This window comes from Flavobacterium sp. RSP49 (genome assembly GCF_003968735.1).
Taxonomy (GTDB): Bacteria; Bacteroidota; Bacteroidia; order Flavobacteriales; family Flavobacteriaceae; genus Flavobacterium.
In genome coordinates this window covers 84,946-97,458 of record NZ_RYDN01000012.1, presented here as the reverse complement: position 1 = coordinate 97,458, position 12,513 = coordinate 84,946, and the positions used below count along the sequence as shown (strand labels likewise).

The window sequence follows — 12,513 nt, the reverse complement described above, 5'->3', positions numbered from 1 at the left end:
AAACAATGGAAAGACTAATCATTGCTGGAGTTAATCATCAATGGAATGAATTATAGGTAACTAAACGGACAAGCATAAATTTATTAAAGTAAAGATATTTTTAAGGTGTTAAGCCAAAACTCGTTGTCCGTTACTATTGTGTTAACGGATCCGGTGGTCAGGTTATTAAAAGGTATAATAATTGGTCAATCTGTTTTAAGAAGGTTAAATTATAAACGGTTAAAAAAAATATTCATAATAAAAACCAATCGCAATTCGTTATAAAGATCAGAATGCAATACATTTGAATTATTAAAATAAAACCACAATGCGTAAAATTTCTTGGCTTTTCTGTAGTTTCTTCATTAGTAGCACTATCAGTATTTCGGCACAAAAATCAACTATTTATACCCACGATTTAAAGGATTTCAACAAAGCGGTTTCGTTGTTTAACGAAGAACAATATGCATCGGCACAAATTATTTTTAATAAAGTAAAAGAATCCGCCGGCACCGATGAATTAAAATCAGATTGTGCCTATTATGTGGCAAATTGCGCCATTCGTACTAATCAAGCCAATGCAGATCAGATGATGGAACGCTTTGTTTCGGATTATCCTACGAGTGTCAAACAAAATCAAGCGTATATCGAGGTGGCACAGTATCATTTTAGTTTGGGAAATTACCCCCAAGCCCTGCAATGGTTTGACAAAGTGGATGAAAGGAATCTGAGCAGAAAGGAGCAAGACCAGTTTAATTTTCAAAAAGGGTATAGTTTTTTTAATGCCAAAAAGAAAAAAGAGGCAACTGTTTATTTTAATAAAGTGGTGAATGCTCCTGAATATGGTTCGCAAGCTAAATATTACTTGGGATTCATGGCCTATGAAGGAGATGATTATAAGCAAGCGACAAAATATTTTGACGCCGTTTCCGGAGAAGAAAAATACAAGGAAAAACTGTCTTATTATCAGGCGGATATGAATTTTAAATTAGGAAATTTCCAAAACGCAATTGATTTAGGGGAAAAAGCAATGGCCAAATCAAATCCTTTAGAAAAATCGGAATTTAATAAAATCATTGGCGAAAGCTATTTTAATTTAAAAAAATACGATACCGCAATTCCCTATTTAGTTGCTTATCAAGGTAAAAAAGGAAGATGGAATAATACGGATTTTTACCAATTAGGATATGCGTATTACAAACAAAAAGACTACGAAAACGCCATTTCTCAGTTCAATAAAATCATAGGTGGGAAAGATTTTGTTGCACAAAACGCCTATTATCATTTGGGGGAAAGTTACCTCAATACAAACAAGAAACAGCAAGCTTTAAATGCTTTCAAAAATGCTTCGGAAATGTCATTTGACGAAGCAATACAGGAAGATGCGGGTTTGAATTACGCTAAATTAAGCTATGAACTTGGAAATTCCTATCAAAGTGTGCCTGCAATTTTGCATGCTTTTTTGAAGAAATACCCCAATAATGCCAACCGTTCAGAAATAGAAAGACTCTTGATTGATTCTTATATTTCTTCTAAAAACTATAAAGAGGCCTTAGTAATATTGGAAAAAAACAAATCCCCTGAAAACAAATTAGCGTACCAGAAAGTTACTTTTTTCAATGGGTTAGAATTGTATACAGACGGTGATTATCCGGAAGCCTTGACTATGTTTACGCAGTCTATGAACGAACAGAAAGATCCGTATTTTACTGCCAGAGCGGCTTTCTGGAAAGCAGAAACAGAATATGTTTTGAATGATTTTAAAAATGCGTTGTTGAGTTTCAAACAATTTGCAGGCTTTGCACAAGCCTCAAAAACTCCTGAATATAAAAATCACAATTACACGATTGCGTATGCCTATTTCAAATTGAAAGAGTACGATCAGGCAGGGAATTATTTCGAAAATCAGATTGAAAAAGCACCAGAGGATAAAGTGCGTTTGAATGATTCGTATTTGCGTTTGGCAGATTGTCGTTTTGTAACCTCAAAATACGGTCCCGCAATGGATGCGTACTCTAAAGTGATAGCCTCTAAAAGTGTCGATGCGGATTATGCGTATTTTCAAAAAGCAATTTCCTATGGATTTATGGATAAAAACGATAAAAAAATAGAGGAATTGAATGCTTTTTTACAATTGTATCCAAAATCGGGTTACCGAGATGATGCTTTATTTGAACTAGGGAATACATATGTTGCCGAAAATAAAAATGATTTGGCTTTAAAAGCATATGAGCAACTGAATACAGAATTAAAAAAGAGTTCTTTTGCCTCAAAATCTATTTTGCGCCAGGGATTAATTTATTTTAATTCAGACAGGAATGATCAGGCAGTAGTGAAGTTTAAGAAAGTAGCGGCTGAATTTCCTCGGTCTCCGGAGGCATTAGAAGCAGTAGCTGCAGCCCGATTAATTTACGTAGATACGGGCCGAGTAGATGAATATGCAACTTGGGTACGTACCCTAGATTTTGTGGCTGTCACGGATGCAGAGCTGGATAATGATACATTTGAAGCTGCCGAAAAACAATTTCAACAAAACAATACCAAACAGGCAATTACAGGTTTTAGTGGGTATTTAAGTCAATTTTCGCCAGGAATACATGCCTTAAAGGCTAATTATTACCTGGCGCAATTGTATTTTTCTGAAGGATCTGAAAGCAAATCAATTCCTAATTATGAATTTGTAATAGCCCAATCCAGAAGTGAATTTACGGAGCCATCTTTAGTGCGTTTGGCACAGTTTTTTCTGAAAAATAAGGAATATGACAAAGCAATTCCGGTATTGTCCCGTCTAGAAAACGAAGCAGATGTTTCTCAGAATAAAACATTTGCACAATCCAATCTGATGAAATGTTTTTATGAAAATAAGGACTATTCAAATTCAGTAGTGTACGCGGAGAAAGTCTTAATGAATCCAAAGACTGATGATAATGTCAAAAGTGATGCGCAAATTATCATTGCACGCGCAGCAATGCAAACTGGTGATGAAGCCATAGCACGAGCGGCTTATGCCAAAGTAATGACAATTGCTAAGGGGGAATTAGCGGCCGAAGCCCTGTACTACGATGCTTATTTTAAAAATAAAGAAGAAAATTTTGAAGCTTCTAATGTTGCCGTTCAAAAATTAGCCGAAAATTATGCGAGCTATAAGTATTTTGGAGCCAAAGGATTAGTCTTAATGGCGAAAAATTTTTACGGACTCAAAGACAGCTATCAGGCGACTTACATTTTAGAAAACGTCATTCAGAATTTTACTGATTTTCAGGATGTAGTTTCAGAGGCACAAACTGAATTAGACAGAATCAAAGCGGAAGAGTCCAAAACAAATGCATCGATAACTAAATAAAGCTGTGAGTGGAAGTTAGAAAAACAACCAAAATCAACGCGAAAAAATAACTGAAAATCAAAAAAACATACGGAATGAATCTACCTTTTTACATCGTTGATGTTTTTGCAGAAAATAAATATACAGGCAATCAACTCGCGGTTTTTTTAGGGGCTGATTTCTTGAGCGACCAGCAGCTGCAGACAATTGCCCGCGAAATCAACTTTGCCGAAAGCACCTTTATTACTAAGCTTCAACCGGAGAATAAAACTGCTGCGATTAGGATTTTCACACCAGACCACGAAATGCAGTTTGCAGGCCATCCGATCATAGGAACATCATGGGTTTTGATGCATAAAATATTTGAGAATAAACCTGAAAAGATTTCGCTGTCGGTTCCAATTGGTGAAATTCCGGTACATCAATCGGGAGATTTGGTTTGGCTACAGGCGGCTCAACCGGAGTTTTTGAATACTTTTTTAACGGAAGATTTTTTATCCTTCAGCAATTTAAGCAAAGCTGATTTTGAGGATAAATTTCCCATTCAGGAAGTGACTACAGGAAGCGCTTTTGTGATTGTTCCTATTAAAAGTAAAAAGGCACTAGAGCATTTGATTCTTGATAAGGATAAAATGAACGAATGGCTGCATTCACACTGCAAAACCAGTCATAGAGCGTTGTATTTTTATTGTTTGGTAGAAAAAAAGCTGAGTAGCAGGATGTTTTGTATTGAAGCGAATCAGCTTATAGAAGACGCGGCTACGGGAAGTGCGAGCACGTGTTTACAGGCTTTTCTTTTAAAATATCACTCGCCGGAAATTCAAATGATTAATCATCAGGGCGATTTTATAAACAGAGCCTCTCAGATTTATTTCGATGGAAAATTAGCTGAAAATCAGTTTGATATTAAAATTGGGGGAAAAACACAATACCTCGCAAAAGGAGAATGGGAAGTGTAACGTACCGGTTAAAAATGCAGTAGTAAAAAAAGTAGCAGTAGGAAGTTAGCAGTAAAAAAATAAAACATGACATTTAAAAACAAAGTAATATCGGTTATAAATAATAGCGTAACGTTTTCGGATCCGTTCCCTTTGGGGAGCGTTGGGTTGGGGATTTTATTTCTTTTCGTTTCTCAAGTTTCATTTGCACAAAAGAAAGAGCAAATAGGTACCGAGACCGTAAATGTAGTCAAACCCTACACACCAACCATATTAGATGCTTTCAAAGTGAAGGAAACACCGCCGCTGGACCAAGAAGATAATACGAAAAAGGAAACCGTAAAGTATACTATTTTCTCTTTCCCGGTAGCATCAACTTTCACGCCGTCTAAAGGAAAAGCAGCAGGTGTAGAGAAAGAAAAAGAAGCCGTTTTGTTTCAAAACTACGCCACATTTGGTGTAGGGAATTACGGAACCTTTATAGGGGAATTATATGTGAATCATGACCTTAATGCTACGGATTATATTGGTGGCATGTTTCGGCATCACTCCTCCCAAGGGGGTATTGAAAATGTGATTCTGGACGATCGTTTTTATGACACTTCGATTGATTTGATGTATGGATCAAATCGAAAAGAAGTTTCATGGAATCTGGATTTAGGATATCAAAACCAAACTTACAATTGGTATGGATTACCGGCTGATTTTGGTACTACGCTGGCGCCTCAGGACAGAGCAATCTTGATCAGTGGAATCAGGCCACAGCAATCCTACAGTACGCTGACGTTAGGAGGAAATGTAGACTTTAACGAAAGTTTTTTTAATAAAATGAGTCTGAAATTTAATCATTTTTCTGATATTTTTGATTCTTCAGAAAATAGGTTTTACGCCAAGCCAACTGTAGAATTTGATGTGATGGATAGTGCTGTAAAAACGGACTTAATCGTAGATTATGTTGGTGGAAGTTTCAATAATAATTATTTAAATACCAATACAGAACCAATCAAATACGGTTTTACAAATCTGGGAATTGCACCTAGTTTTGTGATGCAGGAGGAGGATTGGACACTGAATATTGGTGCCGCTATTTTTTATAGTCTGGACAATCAAAACAGCAATAATAAATTTTTTGTGTATCCAAAATTTAACGCTTCCTATAATGTTGTTGGTGATTTGATGATTTTTTATGCGGGAGCCGAAGGAAATTTAAAACAAAACTCGTACCAGGACTTTGTAGATGAAAATCCTTTTTTGTCACCAACACTCGCTATTGCACCTACGGATCAGCAGTATGATGTTTTTGCAGGATTAAAAGGGAAATTGACTAATAATATGAGTTATAATATAAGAGGTTCCTATATTAATGAGCGCAATAAGGCGTTGTTTAAAAGCAATGATTACAATGAAAATGCAACCAATCAGGACTATGCTTTTGGGAATTCTTTTCAAGTGGTGTATGACGATATGAGAACATTGAATTTTTATGGAGAAGTAAAAGCTGATTTTTCTAAGAACGTGACTTTTGGAATCAACGGAAGCTTTAGCAGTTTTACAAATGATTTTCAACAAGAAGCGTGGAATTTGCCGGCTATAAAATTAAATTCAAGCTTGGATGTTAACATAACAGAGAAGTGGTTTGCTGGTACAAATGTGTTCTATGTGGGCGAGCGAAAAGATTTTCAGGTTAATACCAATGTGGTGACTAACGCTGCTCCTGTAACTTTGAAGTCTTATTTTGATGTCAATGCAAATGTTGGTTACAAATATAGCGACCGATTGACTGCTTTCGCCAGAGCCAATAATATCACTAATAATGCCTACCAAAAATGGCAAAATTATCCAGTGCAGGGATTTCAGGTGATTTTAGGCGTGAACTATAAATTTGATTTTTAATCCCTACCCCAGCCCTCCCCGAAGGAGAAGGAGCCGAAAAGTAAAACAATCTTCGCTTTTTTTATTTAAAAACTTTGAATGCCCGACAGGGTTTTGAACCCTTTCAGGCATGTAAATCTACTTATGACTTTCAAACAAAAAATACATACCCATTACCTGCAATTAGTTCAGGATCGAATCGATGTTTTCAAAGACATGATTGTGGCACTTACCGAAGATTCTAAAAACGATGCTAAAGGTTCAGCCGGAGATAAACATGAAACCGCTTTGTCTATGATGCACATTGAGCAGGAAAAACTCAATCGTAAATTGAGAGAAGTACTGGATCAAAAAACAGTTTTGGATAAAATTGATGCGACTGTAATCGCCGAAACGATTATTGTGGGGAGCTTGGTAAAAGCGAACGGAATCTATTTGTACCTGAGTGTGGCACTTCCTAAAATCAATGTCGAAGGAATCAATATTATCGCATTATCACCACAATCACCTTTGGGAAATAAACTGATGGGAAATCAAGAAGGATTTACTTTTGAGATAAATGGTACGAAGTATTTGGTTGAGGATATTAAATAAAAATCCGTTATTTACATCCGTCTCATCCGCGTCCCATTTTACAATCCGCAACTTCAATTCTATTTTTAGCGCCTTTCCATTACGGTTTAAACGTAAATTCTATTTTTTAGTTATAAATTATAACTAAAAAGAGTATTTGCGTTTTTCAATTAGAACTATAACTTCATCTTTGCCCTATCAAAATGAACAAAGCAGGTTTCTTTTATAACTTGACTCGAGAGTTTTACTCGAACAGGCGAAGCAAACCTTAAACTTTAAACAAAAAAATTATGTGCGGAATAGTATGTGCCTTTGATTTAAAACAAAAAGCGGAAGTTTTAAGACCGCAAGTATTAGAAATGTCTAAAATTATCCGTCATCGTGGACCGGACTGGAGTGGAATTTTTAGTAATGAAAAAGCCATTTTGTCTCACGAACGACTGGCAATCGTTGATCCTGCTTCAGGGAAACAACCGTTGTTCAGTGAAGACAAACAACTTGTTTTAGCCGCAAATGGTGAAATTTACAACCACAGAGAATTACGTAAACAATTTGAGGGTAAATATAACTTTCAAACCGAAAGTGACTGCGAAGTAATTCTAGCACTTTACAAAGAAAAAGGGCCTCATTTTATAGATGAAATGAATGGGATTTTTGGATTTGCTATTTATGATGTCGAAAAAGACGAGTATTTTGTTGCTCGGGATCACATGGGAATTATTCCATTATACATAGGTTGGGATGAACACGGAACTTTTTATGTGGCTTCTGAATTGAAAGCATTAGAAGGCTATTGTACTAAAATTCAATTGTTTCCTCCAGGACATTATATGTCAAGTAAAGATGGCGAATTTGTACAATGGTATAAAAGAGAATGGATAGATTATGATGCTGTAAAAGACAACGTAACCAGCATTGATGAAATCAAAGTGGCTTTAGAAGCTGCTGTTCACAGACAACTAATGAGCGATGTACCTTATGGTGTCTTGCTTTCAGGAGGTTTAGATTCCTCGATTACTTCGGCTGTCGCCAAAAAATATGCGCAAAAACGTATCGAATCCGGAGATGTTGCCGATGCTTGGTATCCGCAATTGCATTCTTTCTCGGTGGGATTAGAGGGCTCTCCGGATTTAGCTGCGGCGCAAATAGTTGCGGATCATATTGGAACCATTCACCACGAAATTAAATTCACTATTCAAGAAGGGTTAGATGCAATTAAAGATGTAATTTACAACTTGGAGACTTACGATGTGACTACAATAAGGGCGTCGACACCAATGTGGTTGATGGCAAGAGTTATTAAATCGATGGGTATCAAAATGGTATTGTCAGGTGAAGGAGCAGATGAACTTTTTGGAGGATATTTGTATTTCCACAAAGCGCCAAACGCGAGAGAGTTTCACGAAGAAAACGTACGTAAATTAGGTAAATTGCACATGTACGATTGTTTACGAGCGAACAAAAGTTTAGCCGCATGGGGAATTGAAGGACGTGTTCCATTTTTAGATAAAGAATTTATGGATGTGGCGATGCGCGTTAATCCACAAGATAAAATGATCAATACAGAACATCCTATGGAAAAGTGGGTGGTTCGTAAAGCTTTTGAAGAGATGTTGCCGCCAAGTGTAGCTTGGAGACAAAAGGAACAATTTAGTGATGGTGTCGGTTATGGGTGGATTGATACGTTAAAAGAAGTTGTCGCTGTTGAAATTTCGGATGAACAATTAGCAAATGCTAAATATAAATTTCCGTTGCAAACTCCTACTTCAAAAGAGGAATATTATTACCGTTCGATTTTTCATGAGCATTTTCCAAGTGATGCAGCTGCTTTGTGTGTGCCGCAAGAAGCAAGTGTGGCGTGTAGTACAAAAATTGCATTGGAATGGGATGAAGCGTTCAAAAACATGAATGATCCGTCCGGAAGAGCGGTGGCAAGTGTGCATGATGATGCGTATGCAAAAGCATAAATACAATTAAATAAGATTTTATAAATAGATAAAACGCTCTCCATTTTGAGAGCGTTTTTTTATGAGAAATATATTTCGAGAGTAGTTTAGAATTTGAAAAAACGTTATAATTACACATTGTCTAAAATAATTAGGAGGAGTTCTTTATATTAGCAAAACTAAAATGTTTATTATGAGAGATATTACTTTATTCTTTGTTTTATTTTTATTGATTTCGTGTGATCAAAAAAATAAGATTTCCGTTGATACCATTATTACCGGTGCCACTATTTACACTGTCAATAACTCCTTTGAGAAAGCTTCGGCTATGGCAATCGATGAAGGTAAAATTATCGCTATTGGGACTAATGGTGAAATTTCAAAACAATATGAATCCAAGAATACGATAGATGCGGAAGGCAAATTCATTTATCCAGGCCTGATTGATGCGCATTGCCATTTTTATAGCTATGGATTGAGCTTGCAGGAAGCGGATTTGCGCGGTACCAAAAGCATGAACGAAATAATTTCCCGTTTAAAGGCTTTTCAAAAAGATAAAAATCTAACCTTTATTGTGGGTAATGGTTGGGATCAAAACGATTGGAAAGTTAAAAAATATCCAACAAAAGCAGATTTAGATGTTGCGTTTCCTGATATTCCTGTAGTTTTAAATCGAATCGACGGTCATGCCATTATTGTGAATAGTAAAGCTTTGAAGTTAGCAGGAATCACAAAGGATACGAAAGCTGTTGGTGGTCAGATCGAAATTGCAAACGGGGAGCCAACAGGAATTTTAGTAGACAATCCAATGGAATTAGTGTTCAAAATAATTCCAAAACCAACTCGTAAAACACAAATAGCCGCTTTGCTTGATGCCGAAAAAGTGATGTTTGATTACGGATTGACGACTGTAAATGATGCAGGATTGGATCCGGACATTATTCACTTGATGGATAGTTTGCAAAAGGCAAAAGTGATGAAGCTTAATGTATATGCAATGATTACTGCAAATCAAAAAAACATTGATTTATACTTAAAAAAAGGAATTTATAAAACAGATAATCTAAATGTGCGTTCCTTTAAAATGTATGGTGATGGTGCCTTGGGTTCGCGTGGCGCGTGCATGCACAAACCGTATTCCGATAAGCCAGGCGAATATGGCGCTTTGTTGGCACCAATTTCTGGATTAAGCGATGTAGCTAGACAAATTGCAGCTTCAAATTTTCAGTTGAATACGCATGCCATTGGCGATTCAGCAAATACGGTGATTTTGAAAATTTACAGAGAAGTTTTGACAGGCACAAAAGACCGAAGATGGAAAATTGAGCACGCTCAAGTTTTGCGTGAAGCGGATTTTGACTATTTCAAATTTGGAATTATTCCTTCGGTTCAACCCACGCATGCCACATCTGATATGTATTGGGCTGAAGACAGATTGGGAAAAGCAAGATTGAAAAATGCCTATGCTTATAAAAAATTACTTCAAAAAGCTGGAATGGTAGCTCTTGGAACTGATTTCCCAGTAGAGGAAGTGAATCCGATGCTTACTTTTCATGCTGCTGTAGCCAGAAAAGACAGTAAGGAATATCCAAAAGGTGGTTTCCAAATGGAAAATGCGTTGACTAGAGTTGAAACTTTAAGAGGAATGACTATTTGGGCCGCCTATTCTAATTTTGAAGAAAAAGAAAAAGGAAGTCTGGAAGTAGGAAAATGGGCTGATTTTGTGATGTTTGACCAGGATTTAATTATGGTGAAAGAGAATATGATAGTAAAAATGAAACCAACGAATACCTATTTAAAAGGTCAGAAAGTGAAGTAATTGAATTGTCAGCCTTTTATAATTTACGATTAATTCTGCAAACAATAGCATTTTGTAGAATACATTGTTAAAACATAGGAGTCATATAAGTTTTTAATTTGAATAAAATTAAATAAAACTAAAAGTTCATTTAAGTAAAGTCACATAGCCTTGCAAAGAACTTTTTTAACTTATTTTCCTTTTAATAACGATTTGAGAAACTGACTTTTTTAAACTTACATGACTTATATGTTTAAAATTAATGCTGTTTATTTTAAAATGTAGCGATAATTTACAGCTGTAATAGAATATTTTAATTTATTGGTATTTGAATTACATTTTTAAGACAAAATGCATCTTTTTGTTTTAAATAGTAACTAAATATCATAATTGTGTTTTGTATTTGTAACTGCTATTGCATATTTGTCGACTTAGAATTGGGAAAAAATAAAAATATAGAGTTATGTGCGGAATATTAGCCATTATCGGAAGAGGAAAAGAGGAACAATTGTTTGGAGCACTTTCAAAAAGAATGACGCATCGTGGTCCGGATGAAAGTGATTTACATGTTACTGAAAAAGGGCATATTTTAAGTCACGAACGATTGTCTATAATTGATTTACATTCTGGAAAACAACCGATACAAGGCACAAAAACGGCCTATATGGTTCATAATGGCGAAATATACAATCATCAGGAATTGAGAGATGGTGTGTTGAAAAGGCATGCTTTTAGAACCAAATCAGATTCAGAGGTTATTGTGCATTTGTACGAAGAGTTTGGATACGATTTTTGCAATATGCTGGATGGCGACTGGTCTTTTGTGGTAGTAGATGGCGATGATTTTATTGCCGGCAGAGATCCAATGGGAGTGAAACCGTTGTATTATGGTTTGGACGAAAGAGGAAGGATCTATTTTTCCTCCGAAATGAAACCTATTGCGGATCAGTGTAAAACATTTTCTACTTTTCCTCCGGGACATTATTATACTCAAAAAACAGGTTTTGTGAAATATTACAAACCGGAATATGAAGATTATTTAAAAGCCGACCAAGAATTAGATTTGGATTTAATCAGGGAAACGTTGACTGAAGCAACTCGTAAGCGTTTAATGAGCGATGTACCCATTGGAGTGTTGCTTTCAGGAGGATTGGATTCTTCATTAACATCAGCAATTGCTTCTAGGTTATTGGCGGAAAGCGGCAAAAAATTACAATCATTTTCTATTGGATTAAATGCGGATGCGCCAGATGCTGCGGCTGCCAGAAAAGTAGCGGAATTTTTAGGGACTGAACATCATGAAATTCATTTTACTGTTGCAGAAGGAATAAAAATCTTAGATAAATTAATCTGGCATTTAGAAACGTATGACGTGACTTCGGTTAGAGCAAGTACACCAATGTATTTCTTGTCGAAAGCGATTACGGATTTAGGTGTAAAAGTGGTGCTCTCAGGCGAAGGAGCCGATGAGATTTTTGGGGGATATTTGTATTTTAGAAATGCACCTTCGGCGGAGGATTTCCAAAAGGAAACTATTGAAAGAGTACAGAAATTGTTTACCGCCGATTTGTTAAGAGCGGACAAATCAACGATGGCGCACGGATTAGAAACCAGAGTTCCGTTTTTAGACAAAGCGTTTTTGGATGTGTCAATTCGCATTAAAGCCGAAGAAAAGATGCCTAAAACGTACGATGGAAAAGAAAAATACATTTTAAGAAAAGCATTTGATACGCCTGACAATCCGTATCTGCCGGAAGAGGTTTTGTGGAGACAAAAAGAACAATTTTCGGATGGAGTAGGATACAATTGGATTGATGAATTAATTGATTATTGTGCTACGCAAGTTACGGATGAGCAATTAGCCGGAGCTGCAGCTGAATTTCCGTATAATTCTCCTACAACCAAAGAAGCGTATTTTTACAGGTCGGTATTTAATAAATATTATCCTCAAGTAAGTGCGGCACAAACGGTTAGGAAGTGGATTCCAAAATGGCAGGAAAACCTTGATCCAAGCGGAAGAGCGAATGCGGCACACGTTCAGGCAGATACTGAAATTGCCAAAATAGGAGTTGTAGTTTGAAACAA

General features: G+C 36.2%; 7 protein-coding genes. All 7 read left to right on the top strand.

Translation table 11 applies throughout. The annotated features are described in order from the left end of the window. The first annotated feature begins 307 nt into the window (after positions 1-307). Entirely contained in the window at positions 308-3,322 is a 3,015-nt protein-coding gene (locus EKM02_RS08370) for a tetratricopeptide repeat protein (RefSeq protein ID WP_126454111.1), read from the top strand. 74 nt (positions 3,323-3,396) lie between these two features. Further along, positions 3,397-4,260 carry a PhzF family phenazine biosynthesis protein gene (locus tag EKM02_RS08365; RefSeq protein WP_126454110.1) on the top strand — a complete coding sequence of 288 codons (864 nt, stop codon included), beginning with the start codon at positions 3,397-3,399 and terminating at the stop codon, positions 4,258-4,260. A gap of 66 nt (positions 4,261-4,326) precedes the next feature. Continuing rightward, the gene (locus EKM02_RS08360; protein WP_158614732.1) at positions 4,327-6,132 is read left to right on the top strand and encodes a TonB-dependent receptor; all 1,806 of its coding nucleotides are present in this window, start codon (positions 4,327-4,329) and stop codon (positions 6,130-6,132) included. Positions 6,133-6,255: 123 nt separating this feature from the next. Further along, positions 6,256-6,705: a hypothetical protein gene (locus tag EKM02_RS08355; protein WP_126454108.1), complete on the top strand. Its 450-nt coding sequence runs from the start codon at positions 6,256-6,258 to the stop codon at positions 6,703-6,705. A gap of 269 nt (positions 6,706-6,974) precedes the next feature. After that, complete coding sequence (gene asnB / locus EKM02_RS08350; RefSeq protein ID WP_126454106.1) at positions 6,975-8,651, top strand: asparagine synthase B; 1,677 nt, start codon at positions 6,975-6,977, stop codon at positions 8,649-8,651. 172 nt (positions 8,652-8,823) lie between these two features. Continuing rightward, positions 8,824-10,449: an amidohydrolase gene (locus EKM02_RS08345; protein WP_126454104.1), complete on the top strand. Its 1,626-nt coding sequence runs from the start codon at positions 8,824-8,826 to the stop codon at positions 10,447-10,449. A gap of 442 nt (positions 10,450-10,891) precedes the next feature. Next, complete coding sequence (gene asnB, locus EKM02_RS08340) at positions 10,892-12,508, top strand: asparagine synthase B (protein ID WP_126454102.1); 1,617 nt, start codon at positions 10,892-10,894, stop codon at positions 12,506-12,508. Positions 12,509-12,513: the final 5 nt, after the last annotated feature.